This is a genomic window from Bacillus sp. D7-8 (genome assembly GCF_052055895.1).
Lineage (GTDB): Bacteria > Bacillota > Bacilli > Bacillales > Bacillaceae > Bacillus > Bacillus velezensis.
In genome coordinates, this window is record NZ_CP179922.1 from 2,658,242 (window position 1) to 2,676,290 (window position 18,049).

At 46.7% G+C, this 18,049-nt stretch carries 19 protein-coding genes, 2 tRNA genes, 1 riboswitch and 1 other annotated feature; of the genes, 2 read left to right on the forward strand and 19 right to left on the reverse strand.

Annotated elements, in window-relative coordinates:
• Positions 1–64: 64 nt before the first annotated feature.
• Positions 65–316 (reverse strand) — a binding site (T-box leader).
• Between the two features lie 422 nt (positions 317–738).
• Positions 739–1,089, forward strand: coding sequence for a hypothetical protein (locus ACKTRM_RS12955; RefSeq protein ID WP_020954258.1), 351 nt, complete (start codon positions 739–741; stop codon positions 1,087–1,089).
• Positions 1,090–1,128: 39 nt separating this feature from the next.
• Here the strand turns inward: ACKTRM_RS12955 and ACKTRM_RS12960 are convergent, their stop codons facing one another.
• From ACKTRM_RS12960 to sdhC, 14 genes are all read right to left on the reverse strand, one after another.
• Positions 1,129–1,314: a hypothetical protein gene (locus ACKTRM_RS12960; RefSeq protein ID WP_007408136.1), complete on the reverse strand. Its 186-nt coding sequence runs from the start codon at positions 1,312–1,314 to the stop codon at positions 1,129–1,131.
• A gap of 250 nt (positions 1,315–1,564) precedes the next feature.
• A tRNA-Arg gene (locus tag ACKTRM_RS12965) sits at positions 1,565–1,638 on the reverse strand.
• Positions 1,639–1,762: 124 nt separating this feature from the next.
• Positions 1,763–1,836, reverse strand: a tRNA-Arg gene (locus ACKTRM_RS12970).
• Positions 1,837–1,949: 113 nt separating this feature from the next.
• Positions 1,950–2,459, reverse strand: coding sequence for a YfcE family phosphodiesterase (locus tag ACKTRM_RS12975; protein ID WP_012118123.1), 510 nt, complete (start codon positions 2,457–2,459; stop codon positions 1,950–1,952).
• Positions 2,460–2,474: 15 nt separating this feature from the next.
• Complete coding sequence (locus tag ACKTRM_RS12980; RefSeq protein ID WP_087920775.1) at positions 2,475–3,071, reverse strand: XTP/dITP diphosphatase; 597 nt, start codon at positions 3,069–3,071, stop codon at positions 2,475–2,477.
• A gap of 11 nt (positions 3,072–3,082) precedes the next feature.
• Positions 3,083–3,820 (reverse strand): ribonuclease PH, encoded by a 738-nt coding sequence (gene rph, locus ACKTRM_RS12985; protein WP_007612934.1) that lies wholly within the window; start codon positions 3,818–3,820, stop codon positions 3,083–3,085.
• Positions 3,821–3,929: 109 nt separating this feature from the next.
• Positions 3,930–5,015: a GerMN domain-containing protein gene (locus ACKTRM_RS12990; protein ID WP_012118124.1), complete on the reverse strand. Its 1,086-nt coding sequence runs from the start codon at positions 5,013–5,015 to the stop codon at positions 3,930–3,932.
• A 105-nt stretch (positions 5,016–5,120) separates the two neighbouring features.
• Positions 5,121–5,939 (reverse strand): glutamate racemase, encoded by an 819-nt coding sequence (racE, locus tag ACKTRM_RS12995; RefSeq protein WP_012118125.1) that lies wholly within the window; start codon positions 5,937–5,939, stop codon positions 5,121–5,123.
• A gap of 7 nt (positions 5,940–5,946) precedes the next feature.
• On the reverse strand, positions 5,947–6,387 hold the full coding sequence (locus ACKTRM_RS13000; RefSeq protein WP_003152580.1) for a MarR family winged helix-turn-helix transcriptional regulator: 441 nt from the start codon (positions 6,385–6,387) through the stop codon (positions 5,947–5,949).
• Between the two features lie 186 nt (positions 6,388–6,573).
• Positions 6,574–6,798 (reverse strand): spore germination transcription factor GerE, encoded by a 225-nt coding sequence (gene gerE / locus ACKTRM_RS13005; protein WP_003152579.1) that lies wholly within the window; start codon positions 6,796–6,798, stop codon positions 6,574–6,576.
• Between the two features lie 120 nt (positions 6,799–6,918).
• Positions 6,919–7,356 carry an acyl-CoA thioesterase gene (locus tag ACKTRM_RS13010; RefSeq protein WP_012118126.1) on the reverse strand — a complete coding sequence of 146 codons (438 nt, stop codon included), beginning with the start codon at positions 7,354–7,356 and terminating at the stop codon, positions 6,919–6,921.
• Positions 7,357–7,415: 59 nt separating this feature from the next.
• Positions 7,416–8,174: a succinate dehydrogenase iron-sulfur subunit gene (gene sdhB, locus ACKTRM_RS13015; protein WP_003152575.1), complete on the reverse strand. Its 759-nt coding sequence runs from the start codon at positions 8,172–8,174 to the stop codon at positions 7,416–7,418.
• Positions 8,175–8,176: 2 nt separating this feature from the next.
• Complete coding sequence (gene sdhA, locus ACKTRM_RS13020) at positions 8,177–9,937, reverse strand: succinate dehydrogenase flavoprotein subunit (RefSeq protein ID WP_003152573.1); 1,761 nt, start codon at positions 9,935–9,937, stop codon at positions 8,177–8,179.
• 33 nt (positions 9,938–9,970) lie between these two features.
• On the reverse strand, positions 9,971–10,579 hold the full coding sequence (gene sdhC, locus ACKTRM_RS13025; RefSeq protein WP_003152571.1) for a succinate dehydrogenase cytochrome B558: 609 nt from the start codon (positions 10,577–10,579) through the stop codon (positions 9,971–9,973).
• Between the two features lie 296 nt (positions 10,580–10,875).
• Here sdhC and ACKTRM_RS13030 point away from each other — a divergent pair, with 296 nt between their 5' ends.
• On the forward strand, positions 10,876–11,322 hold the full coding sequence (locus ACKTRM_RS13030) for a YslB family protein (protein ID WP_012118127.1): 447 nt from the start codon (positions 10,876–10,878) through the stop codon (positions 11,320–11,322).
• A gap of 46 nt (positions 11,323–11,368) precedes the next feature.
• Here the strand turns inward: ACKTRM_RS13030 and ACKTRM_RS13035 are convergent, their stop codons facing one another.
• The 5 genes from ACKTRM_RS13035 to ACKTRM_RS13055 all read right to left on the reverse strand — a co-directional run bounded on the left by ACKTRM_RS13035 (position 11,369) and on the right by ACKTRM_RS13055 (position 18,029).
• Entirely contained in the window at positions 11,369–12,598 is a 1,230-nt protein-coding gene (locus ACKTRM_RS13035; RefSeq protein WP_012118128.1) for an aspartate kinase, read from the reverse strand.
• 125 nt (positions 12,599–12,723) lie between these two features.
• A riboswitch (Lysine riboswitch) is annotated at positions 12,724–12,903 on the reverse strand.
• A 61-nt stretch (positions 12,904–12,964) separates the two neighbouring features.
• Entirely contained in the window at positions 12,965–14,737 is a 1,773-nt protein-coding gene (gene uvrC, locus ACKTRM_RS13040) for an excinuclease ABC subunit UvrC (protein WP_007408126.1), read from the reverse strand.
• A 143-nt stretch (positions 14,738–14,880) separates the two neighbouring features.
• Entirely contained in the window at positions 14,881–15,195 is a 315-nt protein-coding gene (trxA, locus tag ACKTRM_RS13045) for a thioredoxin (RefSeq protein ID WP_003152560.1), read from the reverse strand.
• Between the two features lie 152 nt (positions 15,196–15,347).
• A complete protein-coding gene (locus tag ACKTRM_RS13050) occupies positions 15,348–16,838 on the reverse strand; it encodes an alpha-N-arabinofuranosidase (protein WP_012118129.1) in 1,491 nt (496 codons plus the stop codon).
• 213 nt (positions 16,839–17,051) lie between these two features.
• A complete protein-coding gene (locus ACKTRM_RS13055) occupies positions 17,052–18,029 on the reverse strand; it encodes an electron transfer flavoprotein subunit alpha/FixB family protein (RefSeq protein WP_012118130.1) in 978 nt (325 codons plus the stop codon).
• Positions 18,030–18,049 lie beyond the last annotated feature (20 nt).

Genomic DNA, 18,049 nt, shown 5'->3' on the forward strand with positions numbered 1-18,049 from the left:
GCCGGCTGACGCAAATAAAAAAGCCTTCCCACCCACATTCAGCCAAGCATTTCATGCGATAGCCAAAAGGGGCGAAAAGGCTTTGCTCTCCGCGGTACCACCCTTGTTTACGGTCATATGCAGACCGTCTCATGGATAATGATTATCCGTTTTGATAACGAGTAAACATTGCGTTCACTCGGCCGAGTCCTACTCTTTACATTTCAGACCGGCACTCTGAGGGGAGTTCACTTTGATTTGTTTTACCGGCTCTCAGCGTTACCGGCTCTCTGTGAAAAACTTCAGCAAAGCTACTTATCCTCTTCTGCGCTTTTTATTATGGCAGCTCTTTTATTAAAAAAGAACCTTCATTTGTTTGTTTTTTCAGTGTTTTATGATTTTTCTTTTTAGCGTGAATCATTTATTTATTTTTGTTTGAACTCATATTACGCCCGTTTGCAGACAGTGTCAACAGCATTTTTATAATTATTAGACAATTTAGATTAATCAATCTACTTTGTATACGCTTTCATTACTGGTACAAAGGGATCTGTAAATATTAAAAGTTTTTATCATTTTTTTATTAATCTCTCAAGATTACATGAAATTTTTCCGTTCATATACGAATATGTCACATTTTATTACACGATTTTTCTCTGTCCTTCCGGCATGCTTGTCAGATATTCCGTTCGATTGAACAGGCTCTTTATACAGACATACGCATACACTGTTCTTATCTCGTAAGAAATGAGTGATGTCATGAATAAGATGTTATCAGGTATGCAGGGCCTGCCTCCTGGATTTCCGCCTTTACCGGTCTTACCGCCGCAGTCTTATTATCCCCCGGCCCCGATGCATACAGCTCCATATCAAGGCGGCCCTTCTTTTCAGCAGGGATTCCCGTCATCCGGATACGGACAGCAGACCCCGCAAAGCACGCTGTCATTCGCCGGACAGCAATTCGTTCCGTACCCTTATACATCCGGGTACTACGGCCAAACCTTCAGTGACGTCGGCGGAAGCCTCGGCGCAGGGGCCCATCCCGGCGCGCTCGGGGGCGGTTTCAGCGGCCATGCCGGGGGCTTCAGCGCTCCGAGCGGATTCAGATGATACAAAAACCGGTCTCACACGGCCGGTTTCTTTTCATATTCACAGAGTATAACGGTCATTCCATTGATTCATTTCCTGCTCCGTATAGTAATCAGCCCTTGAAACCTCAACAATGATTAAACCGCATTGAGTGATTAAAAATTGTTTCAGTTCCTCAAACAGCTCGTCTTTTCCGCAAAAGATCGTTTCTATATTGTGATTTTTATATGCAAATGCGTACTTCAAAAGCTAATTCCTCCTGCTGTCTTTCTATCATTAATCGACAAAACACATGATAGAAATTAGATAATTTATCACTCAAGGGCGCCTTAAGTATCTTTATACATATATTTATTACGGTAAATATTACATTAAGTTTCATTTATATTAAAATCACTTTACAATTTTCATCAAATACGGAACTTTTGTTTCGTAAAATAAAAAATAAAATACAAAAAAACCTCAAACCCATTGTCAGGGCTTGAGGTTTTTTTAACGTCCCAGGAGAGATTCGAACTCCCGACCGACGGCTTAGAAGGCCGTTGCTCTATCCGGCTGAGCTACTGGGACATGAAAAACAAATTGTTCTGCTGATCATTTTAACATGATATCAGCGAATTGACAATATAGTCATCCGATAAAAAAGGCCAGCGGCATCAGTTTTCACTCTGATGTCACCAGCTCTTTTTCTGTACGTCCCAGGAGAGATTCGAACTCCCGACCGACGGCTTAGAAGGCCGTTGCTCTATCCAGCTGAGCTACTGGGACAGCTTTTGCTTTATGTATCAGCGACAAGATTTATTATATACAGGTTCAAATCATAAGTCAATATTTTTTTAAAAACTTTTGATGGGGAAGAATGAAATCTCCCCCATCACTTGTTAAAAACTGATTGTATTCCCAAAGTCCTTCAATTCCCGACCCGTTTCGTCGTAAAATGTCACGGCGCCTTCTCTTTCTGTAAGAGTAAGAATGGCATAGCTTTTCACATTGCGGACTCTCGGAAGGCGGATGCTGCCCGGGTTAATCAAAAGCTTGCCCCGAAGCACTTCACTCCCGGCAATATGTGAATGGCCGAAGCAGACGACATCCGCCCCAAGCTCTTCCGCCCGGTAAAAAACAGTTAAAAGTGACTGTTTAATGCCGTGAAGATGCCCGTGAACGGCCAGAATTTTCTTTGAACCTGCGTCCAGAAGAAGTTCATCCTGAAACCCGCCGCCAAAGTCGCAATTGCCTTTTACCGTGTGAAACGGCGTAAGCGCCGGATGTGCAGCGTCAAGCTCTGAATCACCGCAATGAATCATCAGATCCGCTTCCTCTTCGTGCCGCTTTGCAATCGTCTCCAGCTCGTCTTCAAGGCCGTGACTGTCACTTATTATCAGCACTTTCATTGCATACGCTCCCCCTTATGAATCAAGCAGCTTTGACAGTTTCTTGAGCGCCTCAGCCCTGTGGCTGATTTTGTTTTTCTCAGCGCTTGTCAGCTGGGCCATGGTTTTATCTTTATCTTTTACAATAAAAATGGGATCATAGCCGAACCCGTTATCCCCCTCGGGTCCTTCCGCAATATACCCTTCAACATGACCTTCGACCGTTTTTGTTTCCTGCCCCGGCATGCTGACGGCAAGGGCGCAGCGGAAACGGGCCGTGCGCTGCTCTTTTTCGATGCCTTTTAATTCTGACAGCACCTTGTCCATATTCGCCTTATCATCTTTTGCTTCTCCGGCATAACGGGCTGAATAAACGCCCGGTCTGCCTCCAAGGTTGTCCACCGATAAACCGGAGTCGTCTGCAATGACCATTTTGTTGACGGCTTTTGCCACGGCTTCCGCTTTTAAGATGGCGTTTTCTTCAAAGGTATGTCCGGTTTCTTCAATTTCTTCCGTAAATCCGATTTCCGCCAAAGAAGAGACGCTGTAGCCTTTCGGTTCGAGAATTTCCTTGAATTCTTTCACTTTTCCCTGATTGTGTGTCGCAATAATGGCTTCTTTCACGGTGATCAGGCCTCTCTTTCTTATTTCAGTTCAGGCAATGTTTCTCCCAGCACTTCTTTTTGCTTTTGAATAAGCGTCTGGATTCCTTTTTCGGCAAGGCTTAACAGTCCGTTTAAATCTTCACGGGAGAATGTGGCTTCTTCGCCCGTCCCTTGAAGCTCTACAAAACGTCCGCTTCCCGTCATGATAATATTCATGTCGACTTCAGCCGCCGAATCCTCTTCATAATTCAGATCCAAAAGAAGGCCTTCTTCTTTATCCATCCCGACAGAAATGGCCGCGAGATAATCTGTCACAGGAGATGTTTTGATAACGCCGCTTTTTACGAGTTTGCCGATCGCAATGGCCATTGCCAAGAAGGCGCCGGTAATGGAAGCCGTTCTTGTTCCGCCGTCAGCTTGAATGACGTCACAGTCGATCCAGATCGTCCGTTCGCCGAGCTTCTCCAAATCAACGACGGCCCGGAGCGCGCGCCCGATCAGCCGCTGAATTTCCATCGTTCTGCCGGAGACCTTTCCTTTTGAAGATTCTCTTATCGTTCTTTGATTCGTCGCGCGGGGAAGCATGCTGTATTCCGCTGTGATCCAGCCTTTTCCTCCGCCGCGTAAAAATGGCGGCACCCGGTCTTCCACAGATGCATTACAGATGACCTTCGTATTTCCCGCTGTAATTAAAACAGAGCCTTCCGGGTGAGTGATAAAATCCAAATCAAATGTGATAGGGCGCAGCTCATCGTGCTGTCTTCCGTCGTGTCTCATATTTTACCTCCGATTATATGTACATAAACCTTTTGTTCCGGATTGTGAATAAAGAAAGAGGCAGCCGGAACGCTAACCTCTTTTTTACTAGTATATCAAAAATCGCAAATTAAAAACTACCCGTATTCACTTGTGACGGCCTCGAAACAGGTTTTGAAAGGGATTCTCCTTTTTCATTCACCAGTTCTGATTTTCCGTTTACTTTTATAGAAACACTTTTAATCGACGGCTGTTCGGTTAACGTGAGAACGATGCTGTCCAGTACGCCCGATGATACCATTTTTGTTTTTTCGTCGGCGCTTCCGTAAATGGAGCTGTTAAAGTCCAGTGTAACCTGGCCGTCTTTTACTTTCGGCTTGCTGAGAAGCTTAACATCGTTATTAAAGTCCGTCAAAAGCCCGCTTGCTTTGCCCGGTCCGTCGGCGAGCTGTTCAACGGCAGCGGTGATGTCATCTGTTTCCGAATTGTCAATCCGCTTTGTGACAGGCACGTAGTATTCGCTCGTCTCTGTTTCCGCCAGATAATAGACAGTCAGCGGATGGGTGTCTGTCAGATCATTCACTCCGGCCGTTTCAATATTAATCCCGTCTTTTCTGCTTAAGTCGCCCGTAATCGGAGTGCCGCCCACAGGCATTTCTTTCAGTTCGTGCCCGTTGATTCTGATTTTGACTTTATCTATTGAGCTGAATTGGGTAAGCGTCCATGTAATCGATTGCAGGATTTTTTGTTCGTCTTCTTTTTTATAGTTTTTAAATTCCTTCGAAAAATCAGCGACGGCAGTGCCGTCTTTTTTAATATCGACATTTACCGTCGTATCCGCAGGGAGCACCGCTCTGAAGCCGTTCGGCAGGATTTCTGACACAGGCCCTCCCTGAACCAAATACTCAAGGGCCTGCTTTGCGGTTCCCTCACTGTTCGGAAGAGGCAGTGTCTGTGCTGCGACATAGCCGTTTTTATCAATCAGATACAGCTCTCGCATGACTGTATTGGCCGGCTGGTCGGCTTTAGAAGTGCCGTTTTTCTCTGACTGCTTTGGTTTTGCCTGAATTCCCGCTTCATCCTTTACATATGAAATGTCTTGAGGCGGGTCAATTTCCCCGGCTGTTTTATCGGATTGAAACAAACCGCATCCAGATAACACAAAAGCCGAAGTAAGACATGTTGCAGCAATGACTGCAGGTCCTTTTTTCAGCATACTTTTCCCTCCTAAGGCTGTTTGTACTATGATGTATACGAGCCCTGTCCGGGAAATAGACCGGGAAGCGCAAAAAAACCCGCCGTAAACAGCGGGTTTTTTGATTTATTTTCTGACCGGCTCTTGAAGGGAGATGCACTCGACATGGCCGATTTCGTGGCCGAACCAGTCTTCGGCAATTTTTGCGAAGCCGTTCCGCTCCCCCGTTGTAAGAAATTGATGCTCCGGTGCATGTTTCGATTGGTTTAACAAACCTTTATAAGACAAAATGGTGCTCACTTCTCTCGCCGTCTCGTCTCCGGAGGAAATGATTTTCACATGCTCTCCCATATAGTTCTGAATCGGATCTTTTAAAATCGGATAATGCGTACATCCTAAAATCAAGGTGTCAATTGATGTACCTTTTAAAGGCTCAAGCGATGCTTCAACCGCTTCCTCCGCTGATTCCTGAAGAAACCGTCCGCTTTCCACAAACGGCACGAGCAGCGGACAAGCCGTGTTCTCAACTTGAAGTTCTGCGTTTAACCCGAGCAGCGCCTGCTCATACGCTCTGCTTTTAATGGTATTGACCGTGCCGATGACGCCGATATGCTGGTTTTTCGTGACCTTTATCGCCGTTCTTGCACCCGGCTGAATGACGCCGACAACCGGAATATCCGTTTTGCGCTGAATATCCTCCAAGGCAATGGCCGTGGCCGTATTGCAGGCGATCACGAGCATTTTGATATGGTGGTTTTCCAGCAGGTAATCGGTCATTTCCCACGTGTATTGAAGAACTTCTTCTTCAGGACGCGGGCCGTACGGGCAGCGTTTTGTATCTCCCACATAGATGATATTTTCCTTCGGTAGCTGTCTCATGATTTCCTTAGCAACGGTTAACCCGCCAACCCCGGAATCAATGACTCCTATCGGCTGTTCCAACAAAATCGCCTCATTTTCTTTTCATTTCATGCTGCAGTTTCAATAATGATTTTTCGAAAGCGGCTGTTTCTTCTTCGGAAAATGTCGCAAACATATCCCGCAAATAAGCCTGTCTTTTCAAAATCACTTCTTGGATAATGCGCTCTCCTTCAGCGAGAAGATGAATTCTGACGACCCGTCTGTCAGCCGGGTCTTTCACCCGCTCGACAAGCTTATTTTTTTCCATGCGGTCTATCAGATCCGTCGTCGTGCTGCAAGCCAAATACATTTTGCCTGATAATTCGCCTATTGTCATATCCCCCAATTCATAAAGCCATTGAAGCCCCACGAATTGCGGCGGTGTAATTGCATATTGGTTAAGGATTTCTCTTCCTTTTTGTTTAATGATCGCAGCGATATGGCGGAGTGATTTTTCGATATCCGCAACATGCTCTACAGATTTTGATGTCATTTGTCCATCCCTCACTCAAGGATCTTTCTGGGCTATGCGCTCCGTGTCTATTTTCCTTCTTTTTTTAAGAAAATGCAAGACTGACGGAAAAATAGGAAAAACCGGGATTTTCACCGCATGCCCATCAGCCCGGGCGCCAACGCAAATAACCGGCTCCTTCTCGAAAAGAAGGAAAACCGGCAAGAATCAGAGCTCTAGCTCACCCATTCTAAGAAGCTCGACAACAGCTTGCGAACGCCCTTTCACACCTAACTTCTGCATGGCATTTGAAATGTGATTCCGTACAGTTTTTTCACTGATAAATAGCTCGCTTGCAATTTCCTTTGTTGTCTTGTCTTGAACGAGCAATTCGAATACTTCTCTTTCTCTTTTGGTCAGCAGCGGCTTTGATTGAAAATCTTTCTCCTTCAAGTATTGTAACCCTCCTTGCTAAGGTGAGAGCGAATCTGAAACGAATGGGTTTATATAGTCAAGATATCATATGTAAAGGGCGCTTCGGAGGTGACGTCTCTTAGAGAAATAGTTATCCGTTCAGGCGAGCAGAATGCCTTTCTCCCGCTCCGTCCAGCTGACCGCTTTGCCGCTTTTCTTCGACACTTGAACCATAACGACAGAACCCGTAAAGCACGGCAGGCCCGACTCATTTTCTCCAAGGTAATGAAGGGTGACGGACGCATTTCCGGCAGCGCTTGCTTTCACATAAATCCGCAGATTTTCATACGGCATCACCTGACGCATATAGTCGCACTGCTGGCTTGCGACGACCGTCATCGTTTCCGAGTTTTGCGCCGTTATGCCTCGCTGTTTGAAATAAGCGATCCGCGCTTCCTCAAAATAGATGAAAGGGGTTACATTATTCATATGGCCGAACATATCCGTTTCTGAAAAACGAACCGATACTTCAGTAAAGAAAGAAAACGACTGTCTCCATTCTTCAAACGGGATATCAATATATTGCGGTTGTTTCATCACCTTCAGCTCCTTATAAAAAAACCTCTCCCGTGCGGAAGAGGCTCTTTTTCTCTTTCTTATACTCTGTCGCTTCCGAAGAAATTACGGAATGCTTGTAAATTGGTATCTCTGTTCAAAGCGGCGATTGAAGTCGTAAGCGGAATGCCTTTCGGGCAGGATTGAACACAGTTTTGTGAATTCCCGCAATCTCCGAGGCCGCCGTCTGTCATTAACGCTTCTAAACGTTCTGCTTTGTTCATCGCACCCGTCGGATGGGCGTTAAACAGACGAACTTGCGACATCGGGGCAGGCCCCATGAATTTCGACTTGCTGTTGACGTTCGGGCAGGCTTCGAGGCAGACGCCGCATGTCATGCATTTAGACAATTCATATGCCCACTGGCGGCGTTTTTCCGGCATTCTCGGCCCCGGCCCCAAATCGTAAGTTCCGTCAATCGGCACCCATGCTTTCACTTTTTTCAGTGAATCAAACATTCTGCTGCGGTCAACCTGAAGGTCACGGACAACCGGGAATGTTTTCATCGGCTTCAGACGGATCGGCTGTTCCAGCTTATCAATCAGCGCCGTACATGACTGGCGCGGTCTTCCGTTGATGACCATGGAGCAGGCGCCGCATACTTCTTCAAGACAGTTCATGTCCCATGCGACCGGAGTGGTTTTCTCTCCTTTTGCATTCACGGGATTTCTGCGGATTTCCATCAGGGCGGAAATCACGTTCAGGTTCGGGCGGTAATTGATTTCGAATTCTTCATCGTATGGCGCGCTTTCGGGCGTATCCTGACGTGTAATGATAAACCGTATCTTTTTCTCACTCATGATTATTTCGCCACCTTCTTCTTCGAGTAGTCGCGTTTACGGGGCGCAATCAGTGATACATCGACATCCTGATATTCAAATTCCGGAGCTTCAAACGGACCGGCATGTTTCGCCATCGTCGTTTTGAGCCACTCATCGTCATTTCTTTCAGGGAAATCCGGTTTATAGTGCGCTCCCCGGCTTTCATTTCGGTTATATGCGCCGAGCGTGATAACTCTGGCAAGCTGAAGCATATTGGAGAACTGGCGGGTGAACATCGCCCCTTGGTTGCTCCATTTTGTCGTATCGTTGATATTGATTTTCTTAAAGCGTTCCATCAGCTCTTGGATTTTGTCATCCGTTTTCAAAAGCTTGTCGTTGTGGCGGACCACCGTGACGTTGGCCGTCATCCATTCTCCGAGCTCACGGTGAAGCACGTAGGCATTTTCGTCGCCGTCCATCTTCATAATATCGGCCCATTTTTCTTCTTCTTTTTTCACATAGGAATCAAATAATGAAGAAGACAGGTCTTCCGCTGATGTTTCAAGTCCGGAAACATATTTCACCGCATTCGGTCCGGCCACCATTCCTCCGTAGATGGCGGAAAGCAGAGAGTTCGCCCCTAAACGGTTTCCTCCGTGCATTGAATAATCACATTCACCCGCTGCGAACAGTCCGCGGATGCTTGTCATCTGATCATAATCAACCCACAGTCCGCCCATTGAATAGTGAACGGCAGGGAAAATTTTCATCGGAAGCTTGCGCGGGTCATCGCCCATGAATTTTTCATAGATTTCGATAATGCCGCCAAGCTTAACGTCGAGCTCTTTCGGATCTTTGTGCGACAGATCGAGATACACCATGTTTTCTCCGTTGATGCCGAGTTTCTGATTCACGCACACGTCAAAGATTTCACGTGTCGCAATATCCCGCGGCACGAGGTTTCCGTAAGCCGGATATTTTTCCTCAAGGAAGTACCAAGGTTTTCCGTCTTTGTACGTCCAGACTCTTCCGCCCTCGCCGCGCGCCGATTCACTCATCAAACGCAGTTTATCGTCCCCCGGGATTGCTGTCGGGTGAATTTGGATAAATTCGCCGTTTGCATAATAAGCGCCCTGCTGATAAACGATTGATGCGGCAGATCCCGTGTTGATCATGCTGTTTGTTGATTTGCCGAATACGATTCCGGGTCCTCCCGTCGCCATAATAACGGCGTCAGAACGGAATGACTCGATTTGCATATTGGTCAGATTTTGGGCTACGATACCGCGGCACGTGCGCTCATCGTCAAGAACGGCGCCGAGGAATTCCCAGCCTTCGTATTTTGTGACGAGACCCGCCACTTCATATCTGCGCACCTGCTCGTCCAGTGCGTAAAGAAGCTGCTGACCCGTCGTCGCTCCCGCGTATGCGGTTCTGTGATGCTGTGTACCCCCGAAACGGCGGAAGTCCAAGAGCCCTTCCGGCGTTCTGTTAAACATAACCCCCATGCGGTCCAATAAGTGGATAATGGACGGCGCCGCTTCACACATCGCTTTTACAGGAGGCTGGTTTGCCAAAAAGTCGCCTCCGTATACCGTGTCATCAAAATGCTCAAACGGAGAGTCTCCTTCCCCTTTTGTGTTGACAGCTCCGTTTATCCCGCCCTGCGCGCAGACCGAGTGAGAGCGTTTGACCGGAACGATGGAAAACAATTTAACGGCCGTGCCTGATTCCGCTGCTTTAATTGTCGCCATGAGGCCGGCAAGACCCCCGCCGACTACGATAATGCTTGATTGACTCATGATAGCCCCTCTCCCTCTAGTAATCTAGTTCTCTTACACAAACGCAAAAATCGCTTTTAAACCTACGTATGAAAGCGCTAAAAATATAATCAGCGTCACGTAAGTCGAAATTCTTTGAGAACGCGGCGTGACCGTGATCCCCCATGTGACCGCAAAAGACCATAAGCCGTTTGAAAAGTGAAAAATGACCGATAAAACGCCTACAATGTAAAAGCCGAGCATAAACGGCGAGCTCAAAATATTCGCCATCATATCGAAGTTGACTTCAGCGCCCATCTGCGCGGCAATCCGCGTCTGCCACACATGCCAGCTGACGAAAATAAGGGTGAGAATACCAGTGACACGTTGAAGCACAAACATCCAGTTTCTGAAATAACTGTAGTGGCCAGCGTTGTTTTTCGCAGTAAATGCTATGTACACACCGTAAACCGCATGATAAATTAAAGGTAAGAAAATAATAAAAATTTCTAACGCATACCTGAACGGCAGACTGTCCATAAAGCCGGCCGCCTTGTTAAACGCATCCGCTCCCCTTGCGGCAAATTGGTTGACGACTAAATGCTGGATCAAAAAGATGCCGACCGGAATAACACCGAGCAAGGAATGCAATCTTCGAAAATAAAACTCTCTGTTCCCAGACATTACTTTACCCCCTGTTTGATTTAAGTGCGAAATGTACTAAAATCTCTGCCCCCACTTCGTTTCAATTGTAAGCACTTTATTAAAATTTATTGACAATTTCATTTTACTCCTCCCTCAAAAGGGCGTCAAGAAAACGTGTACATAAATTATAATTTTCGGAATTGATTATCTGGAGGGATAATTTTATTTTCCTGCGATATCTTTCTCACATTTTTTCGCGTGTTTTATAGGATCATCCTGTAATCCTCCCCCCTGTTTAAGCTATAATAAACGAAGGAGAGAGGGGAATACATAATATGAAGAATAATTATGAAGCAGCTTTAGAACCTTTAGCTGAACTCGACGTCAGCGCATACGGCTACGAATTAATCCGGGAAATCGTGCTTCCGGATATCCTCGGCCCGGAGCATTCATCCATGATGTATTGGGCGGGAAAACGCCTCGCCCGCAAATTTCCTCTTCAATCGTGGGAAGAAATCCCCGCCTTTTTTGAAAAAGCCGGCTGGGGAACTTTGACAAACGCAGGATCAAAAAAACAAGAACTGGAATTTGAACTGGAAGGACCGCTCGTATCCAGCAGGCTCAAACATCAGAAAGAGCCTTGTTTTCAGCTTGAAGCCGGTTTTATAGCCGAACAGATTCAATTGATGAACGATCAGATTGCAGAATCTTATGAACAGGTAAAAAAGAGAGCGGATAAAGTCGTCCTGACTGTAAAATGGGATATGAAGGACCCTGTATAATTGAAAAAAGGCGGTGACTCCAAGTCCCGCCTTTTTGCCTGCCCGTTTACACGGCAGACGGCTGTTTAGAAAGCTCAAACGCATTATGAAGCGCTTCGACCGCTTTCACCATATCATTTTCGCTGACAACCGCTGATACTTTTATTTCAGATGTGCTCACCATTTTGACTTGTACATTTTTTTCCGCCAGTACGGCAAACATGTCCGCGGCGACGCCGGGATTTGAAACCATGCCCGACCCGACAATAGAGACTTTCGCCAGTTTTCTTTCGGTTTCAATTTTTTCATAGTCAAGCGCGTTTTTATATTCTTCAAGCACGGCGACCGTTTGCGCGGCATCTTCCGTTTTCACTGAGAAAGAAATATCCGCTTCCCCATCGTCCGACTGTGTCTGAATAATAATGTCAACATTGATGTTTCGTTTTGCCAGCGCGGTGAAGATTGTTGAAAGTGTTGTCAATCCGCTTGCAAGGCCTGTAACGGACACCCTCGTGATCTGGTCTTCAAATGCGATTCCTCTGACGATTAAATTCTGCTCCATTGATGATTCCTCCTCAATTAATGTTCCCGCTTCATGTTCCGTGCTTGACCGCACTTCCAAAGGCACTTGGTAGTTTTTCGCGAACTCAACCGCCCGCGGGTGAAGAACACCCGCTCCCAGATTTGCAAGCTCCAGCATTTCATCATAAGAAATTCCCGCCAGTTTTCTCGCTGACCGGACATACCGCGGATCTGTCGTAAATACGCCCGGAACATCTGTATAAATGTCGCATTTATCCGCTTCCAGCGCTGCGGCAAGAGCGACAGCCGTCGTATCGGAACCGCCCCGTCCGAGCGTCGTGATGCCTCCGTCTTCCGTTACGCCCTGAAAACCGGCAACGACTGTAATCCTGCCTTCTGCAAGCTGCGAACGAATCGCCGTGATATCAATATCCGTAATTCTCGCATTGCCGTGAACAGCTTCCGTGCGGACACCCGCCTGCCAGCCCGTATAAGAGACGGCGTCATATCCTTTTTCCTGAAGCGCCATGGCCAAAAGCGAAATCGTGACCTGCTCTCCCGTAGACAAAAGCATATCCATCTCGCGTCTGCTTGGTTCAGATGTGATTTCAGCCGCGAGGTTAACGAGCGCGTCGGTTGATTTTCCCATTGCCGAAACGACGACTACGACATCATGGCCTTTTTGCTTTTCAGCAATGGCGCGATTTGCGGCATTTTGAATTTTTTCGGCAGAGCCGACGGAAGTGCCTCCGAATTTTTGTACGATAAGACCCATACTAGACCACCCTTTACATTTTGGTTCGTGCGGGTGAGGAGAAAAGAGCGTTTTGTCCACAATAAAAAAAGCAATGAGAGGAATAGCTCTCATTGCTTTTTCATATCATTACGATTGATTATGAACAACGAGATAGCCCTCCAAGAAAATGAATTCTTGACAGCCTTACATTTATTTAATGCAAGGCCAGCGAATCACACCGATGGGATGTGATACACTTCGGCGACGCTCCCCTTTCAGCCTTTTTCGCAGAATCCATCATTCTCCAAAGGCTTACTATTGAAGTTCGCACCTCTATCTTCACCATATAACACGATCTTATGAAATTAGTTCACATTCTAGCAGATTTTTCAGAAAAGCACAATACTATTTTTTTAATTTTTCAAACAGCAGCTGGGCCGCCGCGGCCGGCACACCCGCTTTTTTGATATCGTCAAGGCTTGCTTCCTTCATCTTTTTGACAGATCCGAAATGTTTTAAGAGCATTTTTTTGCGTTTTTCGCCGATTCCGGGGATATCATCCAGAACGGATTGAAAGACGCTTTTTCCCCGGATCTGTCTGTGAAAGCTGATCGCAAAACGGTGAACTTCGTCCTGAATGCGCTGAAGCAGGTAAAACTCTTGGCTGTTCCGCTCCAGAAACACCGGTTCAAGCGGGTCGCCGATCAAAAGGTTGGATGTTCGGTGTTTATCATCTTTCGCCAATCCCGCTACCGGGACATCAAGGCCGAGCTCATTCTCAAGCACGTCGCGCGCCGCGTTAATCTGCCCTTTTCCGCCGTCAATGATGATTAAATCCGGCAGCGGAAGATTTTCGCGGAGCACCCTCGTGTACCTTCTTCTGACGACTTCCCTCATTGAGCCGTAATCATCCGGCCCTGTTACGGTTTTAATTTTATATTTGCGGTATTCCTTTTTATTCGGTTTTCCGTCAATAAAGACGATCATGGCCGATACGGGGTTTGTGCCTTGAATATTGGAGTTGTCAAACGCTTCAATCCGATGCGGCGTATAAATATTCAGCGCTTCGCCGAGCCGTTCGGCTGCACCGATTGACCGTTCCTCATCCCGCTCGATTAACGAGAATTTTTCCCGCAGAGCGATTTTCGCATTTTTGTGCGCAAGCAAAAGCAGCTCTTTTTTCGGGCCTTTTTTCGGCTGATGCACGGCGGTTTCCAACAGCTCGGTGATCATGTCCCTGTCAACGCTGTCAGGCACCAGAATTTCCTTAGGCAGAAAGTGATTGTTTTTAGAGTAGAACTGGCCGATGAAGGTCAGAAATTCTTCATCCGCTTCCTGATACATCGGAAACATGCTGACGTCGCGTTCGATCAGTTTTCCTTGGCGTATGAAAAAGACTTGGACGCACATCCAGCCTTTATCGTAGGCATATGCAAACACATCGCGGTCCAGAAGGTCATTCATGGTCATTTTTTGCTTCTCCATCGTCGATTCGATGTGAGCAAGCTGGTCGCGGAATTCTTTAGCCCGTTCAAATTCAAGCTTTTCCGCCGCTTCTGCCATTTTCGCTTCGAGCTCTTTTTTGATTTCGTTATGCCCTCCCTTTAAAAAACGGGTAATGTCTTCAACAATCTCGCGGTTTGTCTCCTCAGATATATCCTTTACACATGGGGCAAGGCATTGTCCGAGATGATAATAGAGACAGACGCGGTCCGGAAGCTTTGAGCATTTCCTGAGCGGGTAAAGGCGGTCCAGCAGTTTTTTCGTTTCCCGCGCCGCCTGCACATTCGGATACGGGCCGAAATAGCGTCCTTTGTCTTTTTTGACATTCCGGGTGACAATCAGCCGCGGATGGCGTTCATGGGTGATTTTAATAAAGGGATAGGTTTTATCATCTTTCAGCATGACATTGTATTTCGGATCGTATTTTTTAATCAGATTCATTTCCAAAATAAGCGCTTCAAGATTGGAGGAAGTCACGATATATTCAAAGTCCTCAATCTCCGACACAAGCCGTTGGGTTTTTGCGTCGTGAGAACCGGTGAAATAAGATCGCACCCTGTTTTTCAAGACTTTCGCTTTCCCCACGTAGATGACTGTTTTTTGACGGTCTTTCATTAAATAACAGCCCGGCTGATCGGGAAGGAGGGCCAGCTTTTCTTTCAGTTGTTTATTCATACGTTACCCTTCCTTACATTCATTTCTCGTGTCCATTCAGTGTATCACGAACATTTGTTTTTCTCCATTCTCAGCTTTTGGAAGATCAAAAAAAGGCGATTCCCTTTCAAAGGAATCGCCCTGCCGTAACGGAAGTTTTCGGCTTACAGATGTTTGTTTACAAGCTCTTCAAGAGCTTCTTTCGGTTTGAAACCGACAGATGTTTCAACGACTTCTCCGTCTTTCAATACGAGAAGTGTCGGGATGCTCATGACGCCGTATTTACCGGCAGTTTCTTGGTTTTCATCCACGTCGATTTTGACGATTTTCAGTTTGTCTCCCATTTCTTGATCAAGCTCTTCAAGAACGGGCGCGATCATTTTACAAGGTCCGCACCAAGGAGCCCAGAAATCAGCCAATACGACACCTTCACTTGTTTCAGCTGAGAACGATTGATCAGTTGCTTTTACGATAGCCATTTGTTATTCCTCCAATTGTCAAATGATGATTTTTAGTATAGCATCTCCCATTCGTTCATGCTAATTTAATGCTTATATTATTTTCTCCCGAACCCGCCGGAAATAATCTTATTTATACAGTGTATTATAACCGGGCGGCAGGCGTTCAAAACTTAAGATGGATCCGCAGGCAGCGTGATTAGTACAACCGCCATCGGAGGAAGCTCCGCCTCAAGTTTTCCGCCCTTTTGAGCAAACCCGGAAAACGGCTTCGGTTTGACGTTTTCCGGACTGCTGAATGTATTGTGGGCATTCATTTTTTCCGCGTGAAGAATCGTTCCCGAAGGCTTCCCTGTCTTTTTCATGCCCCGCAGTTCAATCTTCACATCAGCTTTTTGCAGATGATCGATATTGCAAATGCTGATATGTATGTCTCCGTTTTGCTGTTTGGACGCTGAAATGCTGACTTGCGGGAGCCGGCCGTCATTCCATTCGTACCTGGCTGCTTTTGTTTCTGTCGCCAAAAGAGAAGCGTCCTGATGCACCTTAAACATATCAAACACATGATATGTCGGCGTCAGCAGCATGTCTTTCCCTTCTGTCAGGATCATTGCCTGAAGCACATTGACGGTTTGCGCGATATTGGCCATCTGTACGCGGTCTGCATGCTGATGAAAAATGTGAAAATGCGTGGCTGCGACAAGGGCGTCGCGGATCGTATTCTGCTGATACAGAAAGCCCGGATTCGTGCCTGGCTCAGGATCAAGCCACGTGCCCCATTCATCAATGATCAGCCCGACTCTTTTTTCGGGATCGTACTGATCCATGATGGCGCTGTGCCTTGTGATCAATTCATCCATATGCGCCGCTTTTTTCATCGTGATGAACCATTCATCTTCCGTAAACTCCGTCGCTGATCCTTTCCCCTTCCAGAAATCGCCCGGTATTGTGTAATAATGAAGGCTCAGCCCGTCCATGAGATCAGCGGCTTTTTTCATTAAAGTTTCAGTCCAGCGGTAATCATCGACATTCGCGCCGCCGGCAATTTTATAGATTTCATTACCGCTGTAATTGCGGACATAGGTTTGAAAGTTTCTGTAAAGGTCGGCATAATACTCAGGATGCATGTTTCCGCCGCAGCCCCAGTTCTCATTTCCTATTCCGAAATATGTCAGCTTCCACGGTTTTTCCCGCCCGTTTTCTTTTCTCCAGTCGGACATCGGCGTGCCCGCTTCAAACGTCATGTATTCAATCCACTCAGCCATTTCTTTAACCGTTCCGCTGCCGACGTTTCCGGCGATGTATGGTTCGCAGCCAAGCAGTTCACAAAGCATCATAAACTCGTGCGTGCCGAATTCATTGGAATCAATCGTCCCGCCCCAATGGGTATTCAGCATGGTTTTGCGTTTCCCTACGCCGTTTGCCCAATGGTATTCATCAGCAAAACAGCCGCCCGGCCATCTGAGGACGGGAATCTGAAGCTGTTTGAGGGCGGCGGCGACATCCGTCCTGACCCCGCCGGTATTCGGAATATCGGAATCTTTTCCGACCCAGATGCCCTCATATATGCCTCTTCCCAGGTGTTCCGCGAAATGTCCGTATATGTTTTTATTAATGGTTCCCCGTGTGATATCAGTTTGAATGACTGCCGTATTGTGAGACAAACTTGATCATTCCTTTCCCTTAATAAGAATGAAAGCACTACAGCCGATCTATGTATCTGGAATGTATGCTGAATGGATAAGTTTGTAAGCGCTTTACAAAAGCTTATTATATTGGTTCGTACATGTCAATCTCTTATTTTATCAACCTTTAATTTGTACGAACCAATTAACACAAATTAAAACCCTCTGACAAATAAGCCAGAGGGTTTATGATTATGAATGAATATTGGCATTTTTAAATTCCTGCGTCAGAAGCGGAACCACTTCGAACAAATCGCCGACAATTCCGTAGTCCGCTATTTTAAATATTTCCGCTTCCGGGTCTTTGTTAATGGCAACGATGACCTTACTGTTTGACATGCCCGCCAAGTGCTGAATCGCTCCGGAAATTCCGCAGGCGATATACAAATCCGGCGTGACGACTTTTCCCGTCTGGCCGATTTGAAGAGAATAATCGCAATAGTCCGCGTCACACGCGCCGCGTGAAGCGCCCACCGCTGCTCCGAGCACCTCGGCAAGTTCTTTTAACGGTTCAAATCCATCTTTGCTTTTTACACCGCGGCCGCCTGCTACGATAATTTTCGCTTCTGATAAATCCACGCCGTCTGCCGTTTTTTTGACTACTTCTTCAATGACCGTCCGCAAATCTGCCGGCGGCGCCGCAAGCTCTTCAATATCACCCGTCCGGTTCGCGTCTTTTTCTAATGCCTGAATATTATTCGGACGAATTGTCGCCAAAATGAACGGATCGGTTGAAATCACCTGTTCAAAGGCTTTGCCGGAATAGATCGGTCTTGTAAAAACGATGTTGTCTCCGGTAACGCTTACATCCGTGCTGTCTGAAATCAGCCCCGTTTCAAACCGGGCCGCAAGCTTAGGTGACAAATCTTTTCCCATAGAAGTGTGGCCGAAAATAACCGCATCAGGCTTTTCATTTTCGATCAAATCCCCGAGAACCGCGGCATATCCGTCCGCCGTATACTGAGAAAGCCCCGGCGAATCGGCCGTAAATACTTTGTCGGCGCCGTACTGAATGAGTTCTGGTGCTGCATCAGCTGCGCCTTTTCCCATCAGCACGCCGATGACATTTCCTCCGCCGGAAATGGTTTTGCCTGCGGCTATGGCTTCAAAGGTGACGTTCCGTAAGGCGCCGTCACGAATTTCTCCGAGTACGATCACTTTTTTTCCCATTCTGACATCCCCCAGTTTCT

Excerpts from the sequence above, each read along its gene's own strand:
- sdhC (WP_003152571.1), bottom strand. The coding sequence starts at position 10,579 with ATGTCTGGGAACAGAGAGTTTTATTTTCGAAGATTGCATTCCTTGCTC.
- ACKTRM_RS12990 (WP_012118124.1), bottom strand. The coding sequence starts at position 5,015 with ATGCTGAAAAAAGGACCTGCAGTCATTGCTGCAACATGTCTTACTTCG.
- trxA (WP_003152560.1), bottom strand. The coding sequence starts at position 15,195 with ATGGCTATCGTAAAAGCAACTGATCAATCGTTCTCAGCTGAAACAAGT.
- ACKTRM_RS13035 (WP_012118128.1), bottom strand. The coding sequence starts at position 12,598 with ATGGGTCTTATCGTACAAAAATTCGGAGGCACTTCCGTCGGCTCTGCC.
- ACKTRM_RS13000 (WP_003152580.1), bottom strand. The coding sequence starts at position 6,387 with ATGACATCAAAATCTGTAGAGCATGTTGCGGATATCGAAAAATCACTC.
- ACKTRM_RS13055 (WP_012118130.1), bottom strand. The coding sequence starts at position 18,029 with ATGGGAAAAAAAGTGATCGTACTCGGAGAAATTCGTGACGGCGCCTTA.
- sdhB (WP_003152575.1), bottom strand. The coding sequence starts at position 8,174 with ATGAGTGAGAAAAAGATACGGTTTATCATTACACGTCAGGATACGCCC.
- rph (WP_007612934.1), bottom strand. The coding sequence starts at position 3,820 with ATGAGACACGACGGAAGACAGCACGATGAGCTGCGCCCTATCACATTT.
- sdhA (WP_003152573.1), bottom strand. The coding sequence starts at position 9,937 with ATGAGTCAATCAAGCATTATCGTAGTCGGCGGGGGTCTTGCCGGCCTC.
- ACKTRM_RS13010 (WP_012118126.1), bottom strand. The coding sequence starts at position 7,356 with ATGAAACAACCGCAATATATTGATATCCCGTTTGAAGAATGGAGACAG.
- ACKTRM_RS12975 (WP_012118123.1), bottom strand. The coding sequence starts at position 2,459 with ATGAAAGTGCTGATAATAAGTGACAGTCACGGCCTTGAAGACGAGCTG.
- uvrC (WP_007408126.1), bottom strand. The coding sequence starts at position 14,737 with ATGAATAAACAACTGAAAGAAAAGCTGGCCCTCCTTCCCGATCAGCCG.
- ACKTRM_RS12955 (WP_020954258.1), top strand. The coding sequence starts at position 739 with ATGAATAAGATGTTATCAGGTATGCAGGGCCTGCCTCCTGGATTTCCG.
- ACKTRM_RS13030 (WP_012118127.1), top strand. The coding sequence starts at position 10,876 with ATGAAGAATAATTATGAAGCAGCTTTAGAACCTTTAGCTGAACTCGAC.